This is a genomic window from Brevibacillus sp. HB2.2 (genome assembly GCF_013284275.1).
GTDB lineage: Bacteria > Bacillota > Bacilli > Brevibacillales > Brevibacillaceae > Brevibacillus > Brevibacillus brevis_D.
Map to the genome: position 1 here is coordinate 215859 of NZ_JABSUV010000004.1, position 18621 is coordinate 234479.

Genomic DNA, 18621 nt, shown 5'->3' on the forward strand with positions numbered 1-18621 from the left:
CTTTCATCGACGCAGCCTCTTTTGTCCATACCATCTTTACTGTTCGTCGGGAATGAAGATCTGCCCCGTTGCTTCATGATTCGTGATGGCCAGCAAAATCGCTTTAGACAAGGTATCTGGATGATAAGGCTTGATCAGATAGCCGGTTGCCCCCAGATCAAATGCCTTTTTCTTTTCCTCAAAAGCACTGGAGATCACGATCGGAATAGTTCGTAAATCCGGGTTGTTGCGTATCTCCTCAATGACCTTCCAACCACTTTCGCCGTCCTTCAAGTTAAGGTCAAGCACGACAGCATCCGGTCGCAGCTCCTCGATTGCTGCTACTGCCTCAGACGCAGTAGAGAAGGAATTGACGCTGAATCCAGAGCATGTTAACTCATGACGCAGCAGCTCGGTTAAGTTCAAATCGTCCTCGACGATTACAACGTTTCCTTTGCATTGACCAGTTGGAGAAACTGCCTCCTCACTTCCCGCTGGATAGCCAGGGGACAAAGCGTGCTCAGCCAATGGAAGAGTAACCGTAAATGTACTACCCTTGCCCGATTCGGAAATAACGGAAACTTCTCCATGATGCATATGGACGATTTCCTGAACAATGGCGAGACCCAATCCTGTCCCGCCGATCTCGCGACGATCCGAGTTATCTACGCGATAAAATTTGGTAAACAGGTGAGGGATGGCTTCGGAAGGAATGCCTAGCCCTTCATCCTGGACCTCCACGAACAAGCGATTGCCATCTTGTCGACAACCCACCCGGACATGACCACCATGCGGGGAGTATTTGACGGCATTACTGATCAGATTCAAAAATACTTGATGTAACTTGGTTTGGTCTCCATAAACAACGGTTTTCTCCGTTTGCAAATCGAGTTCAAATCGATGGAGAGGGGACTGTACTCGATGAAGTTCAAAAATATCTCGAATCACTTGATCAATGGCAACATTTTCTAGCTCATACGTCTGTCTGCCGGATTCCATGCGTTGCAAATCCAAGAAATCGTTGATTAGTGCAGTCAGGCGAGTAGCTTCTTGATAAATGGTCGCTATGTACCGCTGTTGACGTTCGGGCTTGAGCTTTTTCGTTAACAGCAGCTCCGCAAAACCAAGTACGCTGGCGAGAGGGGTACGCAGCTCATGGCTGACCGTACTGACGAATTCCGATTTCATTTGATCGATCTCGTATTCCTTGGTGAAGTCACGGTAAACGAGCAAGGTACTCCATTTCTCTTGGTTCCGGTACAGTGGCTCTGCATAGAGCTGAATATAGCGTACTTGCGGTCCAGTCATCTCAAACACAATACTGCCTGAAGGAATGGCACCTTCGTCTAAAACAACAGATCTGACATACTGAATCAGCCGATCAGGCTCAGAGGTTCGACTCTGTAGATGGGAAAGGAACTGTTCCAAGTCAAATCCTTGCGAAGCGAGCTGATGGTCGTAACACAAGAGCTCACAAAAATTCCAGTTCACCTGAAGTGTTTCTCCACTCAAATCTATAAGCTGAATGCCTTCTTGAACAGAATCGAGCATGTCCTGCGTCATTTTACGCTGTCGCTCTGTCTCCTCATACATCTCGAGCTTGTCGAGTGCCAAGGAAATCTGCTTGGCGATGCCGATGATGACTTGTAGCTCCTGATTCGTGAATTTTCGACCGATACGGGAGCAGATGATACAGGCAACGATTGTCTGCTGAGCATCTAGCACTGGGAGGTAAAGCTCAAATGTTTGTGACTTTTCCTCTGTGTAGCCGCGCTCAGCGTCAGTGCTTTCACGCATCAGGACATATGGCAGGCCCGTTTCCCTGATTCGCACGAAGGGACCATCATCCAATCCTTTGCGCAATTGCTCCAGACCGTTCTGCGAAACGCCAAAGCTAGCTGCGTCCCTGTCAGTGTTCAACATGACGATAACACCTTTATCGGCATCCATGACTTCAGTTATATTGCGAATGATACTGGACAATAGCTCGCTTTTATCCAACGTATTCGACAAAGAGAGGATGAAACGGTTTTTCTTTTCCAAATACCGTTCGTTTTCCTCCATCTTGCCCAATGCTTCTTGTAACTCTTCTTGCTGCATCATCAGTTCATCCTGCTGGGCTTGCAGCTCTTCGTTTTGCGCCATGAGCACTTCTTCTTTGACTTGAATTTGCCTGATCAAATAGTCGAGGGAGCGGGAGAGCCTACCGATTTCGTCAATCCTGTTCAAATCCTGCAAAAGAGGTGTACCGCCATTAGCAAACTGTTCAGCATTTTGGGATAGACGAACCAACGGCCTGCCGATATCCCGCGTAGTTTGAATGGTGACTATTATCATGATCACCAGCACCATTAGAGAGTACACGAGAAACCAGGTGCTTATCTGTGACATCTCTTCGAACAGTAGTTGGTTTTTCGTATATAAAAGCTGATCGTGCTCTTCCTGATACCGCCCGGCGTATTTAAGCAGGTTGTTCACTTCCTGATTCACGCCACTGGCCGAAGCTTTCCGCAGGGATTCAAAGTCTCCGTTCTTTGCATAACTCGAAAAAGTAGGAAACACATTGGCGAAAAAGTTCGTGAAGAAAGATTCGATCGAAGCGACAAGCGTTTGCTCCTCATCATTGAGCGGAAGCTTCTTAAATTTTTCCAACGCCTGTTCCAGCTTCTTTTTCTCAAGAAATAGCTCATTGTACTCAGATGGGCTCAAGAAAGCGTAATAACCCCTTGCGCGAAAAAAGATCTGGTTCGTGTGCTCAGCGATGTCTGCGACCAAATTTTGTTTTTCCTTGGTATTGTATATCTCCGTCTGATAATGGTTTAATGCGTTGCTATTCAAATTTTGAACGATGCCAGCGCCCGCAATCAGAAGTGACAGAAAAAGAAGCATCATCGCTATGAAGCGACGTGTGATGCTTTTTCTGATAAACGCCCAGAACCCCGTCATGCGAGCATTTCCTCCACTTTCCGGACGAGATCCATCGGGCTAAAGGGCTTCGGCATGAAGTCATCAGCACCAGCTTCACGCATTTTCTCTTGTTCGGCATGTTGACTTTTTGCCGAGAGGATCAGGACCTTGACTGCCTTTTTATCGTCCATCTGTTTGAGCTGCTGCAATACTTCAAAGCCTGTCAGCTTTGGCATCATATAATCTAAAATAATCAAGTCGTACTCATTTTGACCGATTTTTTGCAGGGCTTCCTCTCCATCACAAGCGATATCGAGCTCGTGTCCCTCGTCTTCGAGCGTGTCGCCAATCAACATGCGCAACACGGCTTCGTCTTCGGCCAGCATAATGGTTGCCATCTTGCTACCTCCTTACAGCATTCGCTTAACCAGTCGCGTGATGCGAGCCTCCAGTTCGCGTGTACGGAATGGCTTGGTCATATAGTCGTCAGCTCCGAGCTGAAGCGCGCGGACTATGTCTTGCTCTTCCGTACGACCTGTTAGCATAATCACCGTATACTTCTTGGCATTCGGCAAATTCCGGATTTTCCGGAGAACCTCGAGGCCATCCATCTGTGGCATCATCCCGTCTAAAATGACCAGATAAGGCTCTTGTCCCTGATGCCAGGTGGAGCCAAAGAAAGCTGCTCCTTCTTCGAAAGTCTGGATGTCGACGTGCATCCAACCGTTAAAACTGGTTTGGATGGAATCGGCAAGCATCACACGAATCATCGGATCGTCATCGATTATCGCGACCTTCAGTTTTACCTTAGGGGAGTCATGTGTCTCTGTGATTTGAGCGGTTTCAATCCGGCGCCGCCCTGCATTTTTGGCTGCATACAAAGCAGTGTCTGCAGCTTCTACCCAATACGTATGCGGTCTATGAGGATCATCTACTTGTACGATTCCACCGGAAAAGCTCAAAGAAAACGTTCCTTCAGGAGCATCGAACGTAAGCGAACAAAAAGCAGAGAGCATTTGTTCCAGGCGTATCTTTCCTGTCTGTACAGTCGTACGCGGCATCAACAGGATAAATTCCTCTCCGCCGTACCGGAATAATACATCCTGTTTTTCCGCGCTCTGCCCGATGAAAGCAGCAAAACGAGTCAGCACCTCGTCCCCGATCAGATGACCGTATGTATCATTGACCCCTTTGAAAAAATCGATATCTAAAAATGCCAGTGAGAAGGGGGTGTTGGTTCGTTGGGCATCAGAAAGAAGCCGTTGGTATGTATCAACAAAAGAATTGCGATTGTTGACACCCGTTAGCTCGTCCAAAAACAAAATGCTGTTCATCCAGCGCTTCCGGCGAAGCTGGCGTTCAAGGCGTACAACCAGTTCTTCCATATCAAGCGGTTTGCACATGACGTCATCTGCGCCCAAACGATAGGCATTCAGACGGGTCTCCCGTCCGCAATCGATGCTGATAATGGTCGTAGGCACATATTGCTTCTTTATTTTTTCGCTAATCGTCTGTATCACTTGGAAGCCGCCCGTTTCCGGGATGTTCAAATCCAGAATGAAGCAGTCGGGGTTCATGTCGTGAAAATAGTCGAGAGCCATATGAGGATAGACCGTTGCGATGACAGACCAATTGTGGTTTTCTAAATATTCCTTTAGATACATAAGCAGGGTGACGTCATCGTCCAGGATGAGGACCAAAGGCTGTTGCTCACAAGGGGATTCCCGTTGGAGAGTGGGGTTCTCGATAAAAACTTCCTGTTCCGGCCGTTGTTCGTAACACAAGCTGATCAACTCGTGCAAAAACAATCGCCATTCGCCGAGCGACCAATCCTTGGCTGGCATGTCTTCCATTCGATCCAGGAGGATCTGAGACAGATCAGACAAGTCGGTCAAGCCAATTGTCCCGGATGTCCCTTTTAACGAATGAAGAAAGCGATATAGCTCTTCATGAGAGACGGGGGACTTCTGGGTATACCACGTCTCAATCTGTTTGTGAATATTCGTAAGAAGTGCATCTCTGTACTTGATCATGTCGTACGCCCCCCTGTGTTGGGATGGCGCAAGCGGTCGGATCACCTGCGCCCATTTGATCAAAACGTCTACGATTTGGTATGGTACATGTAGCAGGGAGGAGGAAGGGCTTATTGTTGAAGGGAAAATCCTTCTTCAATCAGATATTGCTCCGCTTCTACGTACGATTCAAAGGAAGCTTCCAGGTTCATCCCGTGGTATACGTTCCACAACGCGTCTTCCTGTTGCAGCAAGAGCGTGCGGTTTTGCTTGTCGACCCATGTTTGCTCCAGTTGATCTGATGCGGCAGTGTTTTTAGGCGCTTCCTCACGTTTTTGGGAGAGAGAGTGGATCGACGCTTCGATAACCGTGCGCAGTTCTTCCGCCGAGAAATCACGGATATTGATGAAGCCCTTATCGTCTTTTTGCTTTTGATAGCTCTTCACAAAGCCGACGAACACAAAGCCGTTGCCGTTCGGATGAAGGTGATAGACAACCGTTTTCTTTTCATGAAGACTTTCCTCATAATGAAAATTAACCCGTTTCAGAGAGACGTCATTTCGAGTCAGTTGTGGAAAAGATTCAATAATCGCTAGTTTTTCTTCAAAAGTAAGCATGGATTCCTCCGGTGAGATAGATTTGTTTGTAGATTATATCATAGGTGGGACATAGAACGAAAAAAGGAGAAGGGAAAAATGAACGGAAAAAATCGAAAAGACATCACAGCGGGTCTTGAGGTCGAGATTGTATTAAAACAGGACCAACGCACAGGCAAGCGCACCCGTGGAATCGTCAAGGATATCCTGACGAACTCTAGTACCCATCCGCATGGAATCAAGGTCCGTTTGACGGATGGACAAGTGGGGAGAGTGCAAGAGATCATCCGAAAAGGGGAGTAATCTTCTTCAGAAAAAACGGACAGACCCCATGGGCAACTGTCCGTTTTGCTTTTCATGAACGGTTCCGGTTTTGCAAATGCTCAATAGCTGGTACGGCGAAGCAAGCCAGATTCGACGGTAGTGCATCGAGCGAAAACCAGCGCATGTCTCCAATCGCCCCGCCTTCCTCTAAATTGCGTGCTTCTCCACCCAGGATCGTGACTTCGTAAATGACCGACACCCAATGCTCGGCACTTTCCGGGCGGATGGTTTCTGCGGTGCACAGCAGGGACTTTACCTCGACATCGAGATTGACTTCTTCTTTGATTTCCCGGATGACACTTGTCTCCAGTTGTTCATAGGGATCAACTTTTCCCCCGGGAATGCTCCATGTATTCTTCTCTGGATCTCTGTTTCGTAAAACCAGCAAAATCTCATTCTTGTCGTTTAGGATGACAGCTCCTACGCCCAATCTTGGTATAGCGATAGTAGTCGACATGGTTGCTCCTTCGATAGGCAGATTCGTTTCTTCTATTATAACAAGATCAAATCGTAAGCAGGACAAAACAAGAAACCGCCTGAAGAGACGGTTTCGAGAAGTTCAGCAAAAACGTTATCGGTAAGAATCATGGGTAGGGGCGAAGATATCCTCGGTTGATTCCCGCACCAAAATAAATGGCTCAATATTCCCCAATCCATGCAAACATGTATTGTGATGAGCGATGATTTGTTCCGCTGACAATACCTGATTGTCCGATGTAGAATGCCCGTCTTTGACGAGCGTCACATCATAGCCGAGTGTCGTCGCTTTGCGGCAGGCGCTGTCGATACAATACTCGGTTTTGCACCCTGTGATAACAAGGTGGTTAATTCCGAGCGCTTGTAGCTTTTCGTGCAGGTCTGTTCCGTGAAACGAGTCAGTTGCTAGTTTTTGAATCACTGTTTCTGATGGGAGAGGTGCGATCTCAGGGTGGATGGCAAAGTCGTCTGAACCGACTTCCCCGACATCTGCATCCTGAACGTACAGCACAGGAATCCCCTTGCTATAGGCGTCTTCTCTTACTTTTTTTAATGTTTGGACAAGTGTAGACGGCTGAAAAACAGGACCAAGTTGCCCTTCGATAATACCTACTTGCGCATCAATAATCAGTAGAGCTGTTTTCCGAATCAATTCATTTCCTCCTAGGTGAAAGGGGGTTAGTGTTGGTGTTCCCCTTTTGAGTTGTTTGGTACACGCACAGCTTTATAAGAACGTTGATTCCTGCCCTTTTTCATAACTGACCACTCCTTTCATCATAGAAGAGCGTGAATTTGCTCTGGATAATTGTACCACAAAAAGACTCGTTCCAATTGTAAGGAACGAGTCTTTTTCGATTGTGTACTTCTTATGATTCATTTTCCTTTTTCGGTACAAACTGAAAGATATCATGTGATTCGAAGGAGTCGATCAAACGGGACAGCCACAGATAATACTCCAACCCATTTTCAATGCGCTTGATACTGAGGTCCACACGCTCGCTGATTTCTTCGGAAAGCTCTTCGGATTGCTGGAGCGCGCGAAGCTCAAGGAGCGACTTTTTCAAGGCGTGTGCATTATGTTCACAGGCGTGACGCCACTTCACGGAAAAGAGGTCAATGAAGTTCTGGTACCAATCCAGATTGACCTCGTAATGATCCTTCCGTGTCCCTTTTTTCCATATCTTTTCTACCATATTTAAGTCCATCAATGTGCGGACGCCAGTGCTCATGCTGGTTTTGCTCATGCCCAGTGCTTCGCCCATCTCATCGAGTGTCATTGATTTGTCCTGAAAGAGCAATGTGCCATACAGCAGTCCCGTTGACATGGTGATTCCATACAGATCCATGTTGCGAGCCAGCGTTTCAATCACGCGTTCCTGAGCTTTTTCGAGGATTTTTTCCTGATTGGTATCCATTTTGAAAAAAGCAGCTCCTCTATCATAGTAACCTGACTAGAATTGTACGTCTCCAACTGCAAAAAGTAAATGGAGATATTGTACAGTATATACGCGATAAACTGAGAATACAGGAAGTAAAGTACGTAAAGTTTTTTCTGAACGCTGAAAATGACGGATTATCATGCCTCACCCAGTTTGAGGTAAAAAAAATGGCTGGTTACAATTGTAAGGGTAAAGAACAGTCCGGATGCCGGGCGTAATAGTTGGAGGTGACCATATGCCCAAGATCAAAGTAGAGAATTTGACCAAAATCTTTGGACGCCAACCCCAACGCGCATTGTCCCAGGTGAAGCAGGGGAAGACCAAGCAAGAAATCTTGAAGGAAACGGGTCTTACCCTTGGGGTGAATCAAGCGAGTTTTGAGGTGCATGCAGGCGAAATTTTCGTCATCATGGGGCTTTCGGGAAGCGGGAAGTCGACTTTGGTTCGATTATTGAACCGGTTGATTGAACCTACAGAAGGCAAGATCCTGATTGACGGTACGGATATCGTCAGTATGAACACTGAGCAGTTACAGGAAGTAAGAAGAAAGAAGCTGGGGATGGTATTTCAAAAGTTCGCCTTGTTCCCTCACAGGACAGTACTTGAAAATGCGGAGTACGGTCTGGAGATTCAAGGGATGCCAAAGGCCGAGCGTGAGGCAAAAGCGAAAAAGTCACTCACACTTGTCGGACTCGGCGGTTGGGAAGCAAGCTATCCGGATCAGTTGAGTGGCGGGATGCAGCAGCGTGTGGGGCTGGCCCGTGCTCTCGCGAATGAACCCGATGTGCTGTTGATGGATGAGGCGTTCAGTGCCTTGGACCCGTTGATTCGCAAGGACATGCAGGATGAGCTATTGGAACTGCAGAGCACCATGCAGAAGACCATTATTTTCATTACGCATGACCTGGACGAAGCATTGAAGATCGGGGATCGAATCGCTCTGATGAAAGACGGTGCGATCGTGCAGATCGGCTCGCCGGAAGAAATCATGACCAATCCAGCAAACGAATACGTAGAACGCTTCGTAGAGGATGTGGATCGTTCCAAGGTGTTGTCCGCGGAAAAAGTCATGAAGCGAGCAGAGACGATCACACTGGACAGAGGGCCTCGAGTCGCACTCCAAATGATGCGTGAGCGCGGTGTATCAAGTCTGTACGTAGTAGACAAACGAAAAACATTACTGGGTGTGCTGACGGCAGACGCGGTAAACGGAGCCAAGGAAGCAGGACAGTCGCTGGAATCCGTGCTGCGAACAGAGGTACCGACTGTCGGACCGCAGACACTTCTCAATGAGATGTTTGACCTTGTTGCGTTTTCAGATATTCCTGTGGCGGTTATCGGGGAACAAAATCGTCTATTGGGCGTGATTGTAAAAGGAGCCGTCCTGGGCGGATTGGCAGGAAAAGTAAATCAACAAGTTCCAGAGTCAACGATTGAAGAGGGGCAGGTGAATCCATCATGAGTCAAAATCAATTTTTTCCGAAGCTGCCGCTCGACAGTTGGGTAGAAACGATTGTAGATGGACTGGAAAAGAATTTGGGTTTCTTGTTCGACTTCCTATCAGCTGGAATCGGTGGAACCGTTGACTTGTTTTCGTGGATTCTAACAGGAATCCCGTTTTGGGCCCTGATCATTTTGTTCACGCTGCTGGCGTACCGTGCTGGCAAAGTGGCAATTGCTCTTTTTACCTTCATTGGACTTCTTCTGATTCAGAATTTGGGTTATTGGGAGCACTCAATGGAAACACTTGCGCTGGTATTGACGGCAGGACTGATCTCGGTGATTATCGGGATTCCCGTCGGTATCTGGTGCGCGAAGAATGATTCTGTGCAAAAGGTCGTCACACCGCTGCTTGATTTTATGCAGACGATGCCGGCGTTTGTGTACTTGATTCCTGCAATCTTTTTCTTTGGACTCGGTAAAGTACCAGGGGTTATCGCTTCTGTCATTTTTGCGATGCCACCGACGATTCGTCTGACCAACCTGGGAATTCGTCAAGTTCCTGCTGATCTGATCGAGGCTTCTGAAGCGTTCGGTTCTACCTACTGGCAAAAACTGACGAAGGTACAGCTGCCGATTGCCAAGACGACAATGATGGCCGGGATTAACCAGAGCATTATGCTCGCCCTGTCCATGGTCGTGATTGCCTCCATGATTGGAGCGAAAGGCTTGGGAGCGGACGTGTATCGTGCCGTAACACAGATCAAGATCGGTGAAGGTTTTGAGGCGGGTCTGGCCATCGTAATTTTGGCGATTCTGCTGGATCGTCTCACGCAAAGTGTTGGAAAGAGAAAAAACGCGTAGGAGGGGTTTTCATGAAAATGAAAAAAGGCGCCTTGAAAGGGCTGGCAGTCGCACTCGGACTCAGTATGGTAATGGCAGGATGTTCAAACGCGGGAACTCCGCAGGGAAATCAGCCTGCCGAGGGCAATGCGGGTACGTCTGCACCGAATAGCGTTGGAGCACAAGTGGATCATAAAATTATCGGAATCGATCCTGGCGCTGGTCTGATGAAAGCGGCGGAAAAAGCCATGAAAGACTACGATCTGAAAGATTGGGAACTGGTGGAGGGCTCCAGTGCAGCGATGACAGCAGCTCTGACGCAAGCCTACAAAGACAAAAAGCCAATTATCGTGACTGGCTGGACACCTCACTGGATGTTCTCTAAATTCCAAATGAAATACCTCGATGATCCGAAAGGCACTTTCGGGAAGGATGAGCAAATTCATACCATCGTGCGCAAAGGACTGAAGGAGGAGCAACCAAGTGCGTATGCATTCCTCGACAAGTTTTCGTGGACACCTGCGGACATGGAAAAAGTGATGCTCGATATCGAAAGTGGCAAAAAGCCGGAAGAGGCAGCAGCCGAATGGGTGAAAAATAATGAGGCTACCGTCAACAAGTGGGTAGAAGGCATCCAGCCAGCAGAAGGCAAAAAATTGATGCTCGCCTATGTCGCGTGGGATTCGGAGATCGCCAGCACGAATGTGGTGAAGACGGTCCTAGAGCAAAAGCTGAAATACAAAGTGGAGCTTAGCCAAGTAGAAGCAGGACCAATGTGGGTCGGTGTATCGAACGGCGATGTGGATGGAATGGTAGCAGCTTGGCTGCCAACGACGCACGCAGACTACATGGAAAAGCTGGGGAAAGACGTAGAGGATCTCGGTCCAAACCTGCAAGGTACCAAGCTGGGCTTGGCTGTTCCAGCCTACATGGAGATTAACTCCATTGAAGATTTGAAGAAGTAACAGACTCAATACAGAAGGCACCGCTCACGATGGGGCGGTGCCTTTTTGCGTTTGTGTTACGGTAATGGGTTGCTTTCCATAACAGCGGGCCAATCGTGCTGATTGTCCAGCGTTGCAGGCTCTGGTGCGAATACCCGCAAAACGAGATTGAACTCACTCTCAGGGAGTGGCAGCCAGTTTCCTTCTTTGCCTTTGGGCGGTTGCTGTTGCAAATACAGATCGAGGGAGCCATCGGGATTGTACGCAAGCGTTCCTGTATTGCTGCGAACCGATGCGCGATCAGCCGCTGTTTTGGCTAAAAACAACTGGTTGTCATAGACGTTGATCGACCAGAAAGCAGACGTCTTGGGAAGCTGTTCCTTTGTAAAATGCAACGTGTAGCTTTTGGCTCCCGTAAGTGGTTTTCCGGAGCCATCTGTCAATGCGCGATAATAAGCTTCCTCGCTCGGCACATTGGCCCCAATACCAGAATACGCGATAAAGGAACGAGCGAGAAACTGGTTTCCGTACGTGCCGATGGGGGAAAAGGAGCCCCAGCCATTACGGAAGGTGGCGTAGCCGGGAAAGCCATTTTGTACGATGGACGGAGCATCCTGTAAAGCACGCTGTAGGCCCGCAAGTTTGGCTGGACCGAGCGCGGAAGGATCAAATCCTTCTTGGACATCGATCCCGACTTGTGCGAACTGATCGAGTAAGACGCGATCACATTCGGGGGGAGGATTGCTCTGGATCCATTTCGTCATCACTTGGAAAAAAGAAAGGGACGACAACACATCAGGGGGAAGCGCTTCGGGAACATGTGCCGTCTGCAATTTTGGGTGGACAGGGGCAATCGCGATTTGTTTTTCAAACGAGACAGCCTGCGGCAAATCAGCCTCACCCTTTACCTCGACACGACCAATGAGCCAGACGGTATTCGTAGGGGCATAGATCACAGGGATATGGGCTGGGGTAGGCCCTTTCCATTGTGGGCTTGCAATGATATATTGTCCGGCCTGCTGCTTGGTGGAACGATTGGAGACATTGCGAAACGTATTTGTGTACGCATCCAGCATTTGCACGGTATAATAGCGGTTTTGCGGATTGGCGGGGACAGTCAAGCGGACGGGTGTTTCCGACAAATCCAGCCATGCGCTCATATACAATGTATCGGAGTTCGGCGTCACGATATCCCGATAAGTTGGGGAAGCGAGTGTGTCCGCATAGTAAAACTGGTTGATCGGCGCCCGATTTTTGACCATGGCTTCCATCGTTTTGGCGGACATCACTAACGGATAGCCGTAGATGTATGCTTGAATGCCAAGCGAATAGGCAAGCCTTTCTTGTGATTGAAGAAACGTCTTCGATTGGAGGAGATGGGACTGTTGAACAGCTGGAGCGTTTGTTGTCTCTTTTGCAAAGGACAGGCCGGACAGGTGAAGCGTCATGCAAAGCATGGAAACGATCAGTGTCAGGCGCTTTTTCAATAATAACGGAAGCATAAAGCCCCTCCTCATTACCAGAAATGGGATTCGCACTGGTAGTTTTCTTCACAAGAAAGGGGCTTTATGCAGATTGACTGGAATATTTTATTCTTAATGCGGCTCCACAGAAATGGCAGGCGCTCGCCATTCTGGACAGGTCGCATACAATGTCGATGCTCTCTGTAGCAATTCCCTATCACGCCATCGCTTGCCCACACACTGTATGCCAATAGGGAGACCTTGCTCATCAAAACCAATCGGCATCGTTACGACCGGACTTCCGGTTACATTAAACAGATTCGTATAAAAAGTTGTAGCGGCCCAGTAGTTTTGCGGGTTCTCGTCTACGTACAGCGGTTTGGTGTAAAGCGGCTTGTAGCCCCACATTTTCGATTTTTCCATATGTGGAAAAGCTGTTGTGCAACTAACCGGACACAAAAACAAGTCACAGTCGGCCATAAATTGCTCGAAGCTGCGAATGAGCTGCTCCCGAATGGTTAAGACACGCATGTAGTTTTTGAACGTCAGTGGGATGAGCATGGTAGCCGTGGGAAGCTGGCGATAGATCGGCATATTCAGGAGATGAGCCAATCCCCTCATAAGGGTAGGTGTCGTAGAGTTTAACTCCGCGTCGATCATTTTCCCCCATGTTTCCCATGCTTTGCGTACATCCAAAGGTGGTGCCGTGACTTGTTCTACATGCATACCTTGTTGCTCCAGCACTTTGACAAAGCGACGCAACTGATTGCGGATAGCTCGACTCGTCGGGTAGCCGGGCAGCTCCTCCATCCAGCGAATGTGCAGGGGCTGTTCCTTGAGGGGAGGCGGCAACACTTGTGGTCCATGAGGCAGGCCAGCGTTGCCGTTTCCACCGCTAATGATGGAAAAGGCCACTTTCAGATCCTCGATCGATCGAGCGACGGGGCCATAGCAAGCAAGATGACGTGAGGAAGTGTAATCAGCGGTTCCTTCAAAACCGGGCATGTGTCCTCTTGATGGAACGGCTCCCTCTGTTGGCTTCATGCTAAGTACGCCACAGAAATGAGCCGGAACACGCAACGAACCGCCAATGTCACTGCCGATATCCAAATAGGAAAGCCCGGCAGCAACTGCGGCTGCCGATCCTCCGCTGCTTCCGCCTGTTGTTCTATCCAGATTCCATGGATTATTCGTCCTACCGTAAATATCATTGTCTGTTTGCATGTCCATCAGAAGAGGAGGGACATTCGTTTTGCCCAGGATGATGGCTCCGGCCTGCTTCAGTCTGCTAACGATTGCTGAGTCGTGTTGGGGAATGTAGCCTTTGAGAGGTGGGAAACCAGAAGTAGTGGCGAGTCCTGCTGTGGCAAAAGAGTCTTTGATTGTAATGGGTACCCCGTGAAGAGGCCCGCGATAGATGCCTTCCCCTATTTCTTTATCTGCTTGTTTGGCGGCTTCGAACGCACCTTTTTCATCATAGGCGACGATGGCGTTCACTTTGCCATTGAGGGAGTTGATTCGTTTAAAGATATGCCGGGTAGCTTCCTCGGCGCTTATTTTTCGCTCGCGAATCCAAGTGCCCATCTCCGTTGCTGTCAAATAGGTCAGTTCATTCATTCGATTCACTCCTTTTCACACATCCAGCGTACGACAGGAAAAGGAGGAAAACTTGATCGAAAATGCGAAACGTTCCCGACTATTCTCGGGCTAGAACGGGTATATAAATGAAACAAAGCGAATCAGGATGGTCATTTCCGAGAAAGCGGTGATCGTAGTATTCAAAATCGTATCGGGCATACAGCTGGTCGGATTCGGATGCGTGTGTCATCCAGCTCCCGTATATGTATTGATACGTCAGCTTTAGATTTTGCACCGATCCTTTGTGAGGGAACACAAGATAACTTGATGCAGGCAAAGTGAGCATTTCCAAACTGTCGATGTCAGCATGTTCCGACGCGGGCAGACTGGCGAAATACGTAAAGCTCAGCTCCAGTCCAAATGTATCTGGGTAGCGAAGGATACCATAACGCTTTTGCGTTGGCTGCCACCCCACTTGTTTCCCCAAGCGGCTCCAGCAACCGGTAATATCACGAACCGAAAAACTAGGGGAGTAGTAGCCTGCCAGGTTCAGCGCTTCGTCGGCAGGGACATAGAAGGGCTCAATGGACTGTTGCTGAATATTTTCTAAATACGGCAACTCCATGCGCTCCAACATCATGTATCGCGGCATCTTACCAGATCGGCGAAGAGCAGAAGGAGGCAGGCCAAAGCGTTTGGTAAAGGCGCGAGTAAAGGCTTCGTGGGAATCAAAGCCATAGGTAAAGGCGACTTCTGTCACGCTCTTTTGTTCGAGCGACAGTGCTTTGGCTGCCTCGGTCAAGCGCCTCTTCGAAATGTACTGACCGACCGTTTCTCCTGTCACGTGAAAAAACAAGCGTTGAAAATGGTACTTGGAATATCCGACGGCTGATGCCACTTCATCGAGAGTGACTTTTTCCGTTAACTGCTTCTCGATAAACGAGAGGGCATACGTTATTTGCTCCATATAATTCATGACGTCACCTGAAAAAGGAAATAAGATCTTTTTTAGGATACCATATGCCTTGATCTGATTTTTTTGTAAAAAAGCCAGAATGCCAAAGAATAGGGAGAGAATACAATGAAGTAGGACAACATTATTGGAGGTAGCCGTGGAGCAGCATTTGGATCTTTTTTTGATGAAATATGGATATGTCGGCATCTTTTTTTCGCTCACACTTGGTGTTGTGGGGCTCCCCATACCCGATGAGGTACTGATGACGTACGCCGGTTATGCGGTTTCTCGCGGTGTTTTGCACATGCCGTTTACAATACTGAGCGCTTTTTTGGGAGCGGCAGTAGGGATTACGGTCAGCTATACCATCGCGTGGAAGTGGGGGCTGCCGTTGCTTATGAAGGTTGGACCGTACTTGCATATTACGCCGAAAAAAATAGAGTCAACCCAAAAGCTGTTTGCCAAGTACGGTCCATACCTGTTGCTCATTGGCTATTTTTTGCCCGGTGTCCGTCATATTACCGCCTATTTGGCAGGAGTCTCTACAATGGGGTTTCGACGATTCGCTTTATTTGCTTACGCCGGCGCATTCCTGTGGAGTGTCACTTTTTTACTGTTGGGACGGGCGCTTGAGAAAGAGTGGCTCAAGGTCGTCGTTTATATACGTCATTATGGCATCACATTTTTGCTAATCGGTTCGGCGGTTGGCATGATGGTTTATATTTGGATGAGATACAGGCGTGACACCAAAGCATAGGAACAAGCATTAGTTCCTTTTGATCGCCATGCTATCTTTTACCAAGCGGACAAATTCTAACTGTTCCTCTCCAGTGGCTGTGGCTTCCGCCAGTTTGAGTACATCGGCAAGGGAGCTTCTTTCGGCATACGGACTCTCTCGCAATATTTCCCCATATTCTGCTACAGCAGCAAGGAACGTCACATCAGGAGACAAGGTACTTTGCACCTTCACGGGCTCAGAGATTTCCTCTACTTTTTGGGTAGAGGCATGATGATAGCGCACCCGAACCGTCCCGAGCTCTGCATGGACAGGGGAAGCTAGCTTCACTTCATAAAGAGCGGTCACGCTATGGCCAGCTCCGATCTCGCCCGCATCTGTCTTGTCGTTGCGAAAATCTTCGTCGCGGACATCGCGGTTCTCATAACCGATCAAGCGATACGAGTCTACCTTCTTAGGGTCGAATTCTACCTGAAATTTTACGTCCCGAGCGATCGTTTGGAGGGTGCCTGTCAAAGATTCCGTAAAAATGCGGCGTGCCTCGGAAAACGTATCGATGTAGGCGTAGCTGCCTTCTCCTTTATTCGCTAATTGCTCCATCATGACATCATTATAATTACCCATGCCGAAGCCAAAGGAGCTCAAGTAAATGTCTTTTCGCGCATAGTCCTCGATCGAACGCAAAATGCCCTCAGCCCCTGTTTCTCCTACATTGGCCACGCCATCGGAGCATAAAATCACCCTGTTAATGGCAGTAGGCTTGAAGGAACGGGCCGCCATTTCATAACCGAGCACCAGTCCTTGTTCCGCATTGGTGGAGCCTTCGGGTTGCAGTTCATCGATGGCTGATAAAATCGCCTGTTTGTCTTCGGTAGAGGTTGGGGGCAAAAGAACGCGTCCCTCTGATCCATAGACGACGATCCCTACTGAATCTGTAGGTTGGAGTTGATCGACAAGAACACGTAAGCTTTTTTTCACCAGCTCTAATCGGTTTTCCTGATTCATCGAGCCAGATACATCAATGACAAAGACGAGATTAGCGGGCTTCCGCTCTTTTGGGCTTAATTCCTTTCCTTTGATCCCGATTCGAACTATTTGAAGATTTTTTTGAAACGGAGAGGGGCCACTATCGGCCTGAATCGCAAATGTCTGATTGGTCGGCGCGGGATACGAAGTGGGGAAGAAGTTGATGAATTCCTCCACCCGAACGGCCTCTGCTGGCGGGAGATTCCCGTCTTTTATAAAATGGCGCATTATGGTGTAGGAGGCGGTGTCCACATCTGCGGCAAAAGTAGACAGGCGGTCCTTCGCCGTAGAGACAAATTGGTTGGTGCCGTAATCTTTGAAGTACATGTCATTGGGGAGAGGATCGCCCGATTTTTTCAGGGCGTAATCAGCTAGTTGGCTGGGAGGACTTGGACTGGAGGCTACCTGATTGTTTTGGCCTTGCTCAACAGATGCTGATGGTTTGTTTCCACTTTCGCTTCTTGATACGAACTGCTCGCTCGAGCTGCATCCGATCAAGGATGTGACCAATAGGGTGATACCACTGGCTTTCATGATTTTTCTCATCTTTTGTGATTCCCCCTTTGCCTATGTGACGTGGTAAAAAAAGGAATGTTACATAAGGAGGAGAAGTAGGCTTGTCCGCCTCTGCGTTAATGATATGGCTTAACCCAAGCTCTTCCAATGCGATGGATGCGAGTAGCAAGTTTGCGACTTGCCTTTCTTTCTTGCTCCTTATTCAATCTTCTTGTAATATTAGGAAATATTTGTGGTGTGACGGTCGCTCTAGTCAATGGAAATCCATCATGGAAAGAGGTAGATTGCTGCAAAAATCAATCAAACAAGAGAGGTTATGAAATGAATCTAGCCATTCAAGTAACGCAAAATCAACTGATGGATGTGCTGCTAAACGTTGCAGTAGCTCGTCCCGTATTTATTTGGGGCGCACCAGGTATCGGCAAGTCGTCTCTCGTCGAGGCGTTTGCCGAGCAGGTGGGCCTCCCTTGCGTATCGTTATTGGGTAGTCAGCTGGCACCTGAGGATATTATTGGTGTCCCGCAGATCGTAGATGGGAAAAGCAGATTTTGCCCACCTGCACAAATTGCGCGAGAAGAGCCGTACTGCTTGTTTCTTGACGAATTGAATGCATGCTCGCAAGAAGTGCAAAAGGCGTTTTACAGTCTCATTCATGAGCGGAGAATCGGGGATTACCATCTGCCAGAAGGGTCCATTGTGATTGGAGCAGGTAACCGCGCGCAGGATAGCGCGATTGTCAAACCGATGTCGTCTGCTCTGATCAACCGGATGTTCCATGTGCAATTGCTAGTTTCGTATGAACAATGGATGAATTGGGCGTATAGCAACGGCATCCATTCCTACGTGCTGCAATTTTTGGAGGTGCGCCCGGACTATCTGTGGTCGCAGCCACCGAAGAGCGAGGAACCGTTTTCTACTCCGCGTTCCTGGCACATGCTCTCTGATGCCCTGAACGAATTCGGTGAGAACTTGACGACAGAGATGGTGGGGGTACTGGCCTACGGATGCTTGACGCCCCAGCATGCGGCTCAATTTCGGGCTTTTCACAAGAATATTCAGGGCAAATACCAGCTCAACCGTATTTTGGAGGGAGAGGCTTCTTTCCCGACGGCTCCAGAGGATCGAGACGTACTGTATTTTCTGGCGGATTCTTTCCGTTCGCAGATCAAAAAAGAACTGCCAGCGGATAAAGTCTCCGTGGGGGAACAGCATAAACGGTTTGCACACCGAGCGAAAGCTCTCTTGAAGGAGCTCTCCTCCATTTCACTGGAAATGGCGCAAATGGTAGTGGCGCGGCACGAGGATGGCGACGGATTGCCAGACTGGTTCGTTGTGGAGGTCATTCGTGATTTACCGCGATTGGCCATGGACAGGAAGGGCAAATAG

At 48.5% G+C, this 18621-nt stretch carries 17 protein-coding genes and 1 pseudogene; 6 read left to right on the forward strand and 12 right to left on the reverse strand.

Features of this window, described 5'->3' with window-relative positions; translation table 11 throughout:
- Positions 1-36: 36 nt before the first annotated feature.
- The 4 genes from HP401_RS04670 to HP401_RS04685 form a co-directional block, all read right to left on the reverse strand.
- On the reverse strand, positions 37-2925 hold the full coding sequence (locus tag HP401_RS04670) for an ATP-binding protein (protein ID WP_173604252.1): 2889 nt from the start codon (positions 2923-2925) through the stop codon (positions 37-39).
- Complete coding sequence (locus HP401_RS04675; RefSeq protein WP_015893307.1) at positions 2922-3284, reverse strand: response regulator transcription factor; 363 nt, start codon at positions 3282-3284, stop codon at positions 2922-2924. Before HP401_RS04675 ends, HP401_RS04670 begins: the two co-directional genes overlap by 4 nt.
- A 12-nt stretch (positions 3285-3296) precedes the next feature.
- Positions 3297-4919 carry a response regulator gene (locus HP401_RS04680; RefSeq protein WP_173604253.1) on the reverse strand — a complete coding sequence of 541 codons (1623 nt, stop codon included), beginning with the start codon at positions 4917-4919 and terminating at the stop codon, positions 3297-3299.
- Positions 4920-5029: 110 nt separating this feature from the next.
- Positions 5030-5515: a hypothetical protein gene (locus HP401_RS04685; protein WP_015893305.1), complete on the reverse strand. Its 486-nt coding sequence runs from the start codon at positions 5513-5515 to the stop codon at positions 5030-5032.
- A gap of 78 nt (positions 5516-5593) precedes the next feature.
- Between HP401_RS04685 and HP401_RS04690 the strand changes: the two genes are divergently transcribed.
- A complete protein-coding gene (locus HP401_RS04690; RefSeq protein ID WP_016741281.1) occupies positions 5594-5797 on the forward strand; it encodes a YwbE family protein in 204 nt (67 codons plus the stop codon).
- 52 nt (positions 5798-5849) lie between these two features.
- Here the strand turns inward: HP401_RS04690 and HP401_RS04695 are convergent, their stop codons facing one another.
- From HP401_RS04695 to HP401_RS04705, 3 genes are all read right to left on the reverse strand, one after another.
- Positions 5850-6275: an NUDIX domain-containing protein gene (locus HP401_RS04695; protein WP_026134110.1), complete on the reverse strand. Its 426-nt coding sequence runs from the start codon at positions 6273-6275 to the stop codon at positions 5850-5852.
- A gap of 114 nt (positions 6276-6389) precedes the next feature.
- Positions 6390-6947: a cysteine hydrolase family protein gene (locus HP401_RS04700; RefSeq protein WP_015893303.1), complete on the reverse strand. Its 558-nt coding sequence runs from the start codon at positions 6945-6947 to the stop codon at positions 6390-6392.
- A gap of 214 nt (positions 6948-7161) precedes the next feature.
- On the reverse strand, positions 7162-7710 hold the full coding sequence (locus tag HP401_RS04705; protein WP_064202104.1) for a GbsR/MarR family transcriptional regulator: 549 nt from the start codon (positions 7708-7710) through the stop codon (positions 7162-7164).
- A gap of 259 nt (positions 7711-7969) precedes the next feature.
- Between HP401_RS04705 and HP401_RS04710 the strand changes: the two genes are divergently transcribed.
- Genes HP401_RS04710 through HP401_RS04720 form a run of 3 tightly spaced genes read left to right on the forward strand, consistent with a single transcriptional unit; the run spans position 7970 to position 10982 of the window.
- The gene (locus tag HP401_RS04710; protein ID WP_015893301.1) at positions 7970-9196 is read left to right on the forward strand and encodes a quaternary amine ABC transporter ATP-binding protein; all 1227 of its coding nucleotides are present in this window, start codon (positions 7970-7972) and stop codon (positions 9194-9196) included.
- The gene (locus HP401_RS04715; RefSeq protein WP_016741276.1) at positions 9193-10038 is read left to right on the forward strand and encodes an ABC transporter permease; all 846 of its coding nucleotides are present in this window, start codon (positions 9193-9195) and stop codon (positions 10036-10038) included. Before HP401_RS04710 ends, HP401_RS04715 begins: the two co-directional genes overlap by 4 nt.
- A gap of 17 nt (positions 10039-10055) precedes the next feature.
- A complete protein-coding gene (locus HP401_RS04720; protein WP_173604275.1) occupies positions 10056-10982 on the forward strand; it encodes a glycine betaine ABC transporter substrate-binding protein in 927 nt (308 codons plus the stop codon).
- A 56-nt stretch (positions 10983-11038) separates the two neighbouring features.
- Here the strand turns inward: HP401_RS04720 and HP401_RS04725 are convergent, their stop codons facing one another.
- The 3 genes from HP401_RS04725 to HP401_RS04735 form a co-directional block, all read right to left on the reverse strand.
- Entirely contained in the window at positions 11039-12463 is a 1425-nt protein-coding gene (locus tag HP401_RS04725) for a DUF1254 domain-containing protein (RefSeq protein WP_173604254.1), read from the reverse strand.
- A gap of 93 nt (positions 12464-12556) precedes the next feature.
- Positions 12557-14041: an amidase gene (locus tag HP401_RS04730; RefSeq protein WP_173604255.1), complete on the reverse strand. Its 1485-nt coding sequence runs from the start codon at positions 14039-14041 to the stop codon at positions 12557-12559.
- A gap of 79 nt (positions 14042-14120) precedes the next feature.
- Positions 14121-14978, reverse strand: a complete 858-nt coding sequence (locus HP401_RS04735; protein WP_173604256.1) for an AraC family transcriptional regulator — start codon at positions 14976-14978, stop codon at positions 14121-14123.
- A gap of 124 nt (positions 14979-15102) precedes the next feature.
- On the opposite strand from HP401_RS04735, the gene HP401_RS04740 reads away from it, so the two are divergent.
- Positions 15103-15714 carry a DedA family protein gene (locus HP401_RS04740; protein WP_173604257.1) on the forward strand — a complete coding sequence of 204 codons (612 nt, stop codon included), beginning with the start codon at positions 15103-15105 and terminating at the stop codon, positions 15712-15714.
- A 9-nt stretch (positions 15715-15723) separates the two neighbouring features.
- On the opposite strand, the gene HP401_RS04745 is transcribed toward HP401_RS04740, so the two are convergent.
- Both HP401_RS04745 and HP401_RS35775 read right to left on the reverse strand, forming a co-directional pair.
- Entirely contained in the window at positions 15724-17265 is a 1542-nt protein-coding gene (locus HP401_RS04745; RefSeq protein ID WP_173604258.1) for a vWA domain-containing protein, read from the reverse strand.
- A 70-nt stretch (positions 17266-17335) separates the two neighbouring features.
- Positions 17336-17437 (reverse strand): annotated as a pseudogene (locus HP401_RS35775) (alpha-helical endospore appendage domain-containing protein); the annotation flags it as partial.
- Positions 17438-17556: 119 nt separating this feature from the next.
- Here HP401_RS35775 and HP401_RS04750 point away from each other — a divergent pair.
- Positions 17557-18621: an AAA family ATPase gene (locus HP401_RS04750; protein ID WP_064202112.1), complete on the forward strand. Its 1065-nt coding sequence runs from the start codon at positions 17557-17559 to the stop codon at positions 18619-18621.

Bases quoted from the DNA above. Each gene is read 5' to 3' on its own strand.
- HP401_RS04675 (WP_015893307.1), bottom strand. From the start codon at position 3,284: ATGGCAACCATTATGCTGGCCGAAGACGAAGCCGTGTTGCGCATGTTG.
- HP401_RS04690 (WP_016741281.1), top strand. From the start codon at position 5,594: ATGAACGGAAAAAATCGAAAAGACATCACAGCGGGTCTTGAGGTCGAG.
- HP401_RS04730 (WP_173604255.1), bottom strand. From the start codon at position 14,041: ATGAATGAACTGACCTATTTGACAGCAACGGAGATGGGCACTTGGATT.
- HP401_RS04715 (WP_016741276.1), top strand. From the start codon at position 9,193: ATGAGTCAAAATCAATTTTTTCCGAAGCTGCCGCTCGACAGTTGGGTA.
- HP401_RS04750 (WP_064202112.1), top strand. From the start codon at position 17,557: ATGAATCTAGCCATTCAAGTAACGCAAAATCAACTGATGGATGTGCTG.
- HP401_RS04735 (WP_173604256.1), bottom strand. From the start codon at position 14,978: ATGAATTATATGGAGCAAATAACGTATGCCCTCTCGTTTATCGAGAAG.
- HP401_RS04710 (WP_015893301.1), top strand. From the start codon at position 7,970: ATGCCCAAGATCAAAGTAGAGAATTTGACCAAAATCTTTGGACGCCAA.
- HP401_RS04680 (WP_173604253.1), bottom strand. From the start codon at position 4,919: ATGATCAAGTACAGAGATGCACTTCTTACGAATATTCACAAACAGATT.
- HP401_RS04685 (WP_015893305.1), bottom strand. From the start codon at position 5,515: ATGCTTACTTTTGAAGAAAAACTAGCGATTATTGAATCTTTTCCACAA.
- HP401_RS04670 (WP_173604252.1), bottom strand. From the start codon at position 2,925: ATGACGGGGTTCTGGGCGTTTATCAGAAAAAGCATCACACGTCGCTTC.
- HP401_RS04695 (WP_026134110.1), bottom strand. From the start codon at position 6,275: ATGTCGACTACTATCGCTATACCAAGATTGGGCGTAGGAGCTGTCATC.
- HP401_RS04705 (WP_064202104.1), bottom strand. From the start codon at position 7,710: ATGGATACCAATCAGGAAAAAATCCTCGAAAAAGCTCAGGAACGCGTG.
- HP401_RS04745 (WP_173604258.1), bottom strand. From the start codon at position 17,265: ATGAGAAAAATCATGAAAGCCAGTGGTATCACCCTATTGGTCACATCC.
- HP401_RS04725 (WP_173604254.1), bottom strand. From the start codon at position 12,463: ATGCTTCCGTTATTATTGAAAAAGCGCCTGACACTGATCGTTTCCATG.
- HP401_RS04720 (WP_173604275.1), top strand. From the start codon at position 10,056: ATGAAAAAAGGCGCCTTGAAAGGGCTGGCAGTCGCACTCGGACTCAGT.